Here is a 498-nt window from a genome sequence, read left to right as displayed (position 1 = left end):
TCACCGACGTGCTGACCGGGGTCTTGTCGAGTGTCAGTTGCTCGAACTTGCCGACATCCGCACCTTCAACGGTAGCGATCGATTTCACGACAGGGTCGTTAGCGCCGACGTAGACGTTATCCGGGGCAGTGACAGTGGCAGTACCCACGGTGCCGTTAGCCGGCACGGTGATGACGGTTTTGCCGTCGCTCAGCGTGAAGGTCAATGCACTGTGGTTATTGATCGGCAAGCCGTCTTTGTTGGTCAGGGTAATGGTGTAGGTGATCTCGCCGCCTTCGGTGACCGAAGGGGTCGCGGTCAGCTTGGCCACTACTTCATCGGTGGTGTCGGTGACATCCACCTTCGCGGCACCGCCCAGCGCCAGGTTTTCGAAGGTGCGACCGTCTATATCCACAGCAGACGTGATGCCCAGGCTGATCTGGCCAGCGTCGTTGTAAACGTCATCACCCTGCGCAGCGTGGGTGTATGGCGCGCTGGTCTCGCCAGCCTTGATGGTGA

General features: G+C 59.6%; 1 protein-coding gene. It reads right to left on the bottom strand.

Going from position 1 to position 498, the window contains the following annotated elements; translation table 11 throughout:
* The coding region (locus ACF8O8_RS20450; protein WP_392510346.1) for an immunoglobulin-like domain-containing protein at positions 1 to 498 on the bottom strand (498 nt) is incomplete at both ends.

Source organism: Pseudomonas sp. TYF_14 (assembly GCF_043105275.1).
GTDB lineage: Bacteria > Pseudomonadota > Gammaproteobacteria > Pseudomonadales > Pseudomonadaceae > Aquipseudomonas > Aquipseudomonas alloputida.
This window is presented reverse-complemented; position numbering and strand designations above follow the sequence as displayed.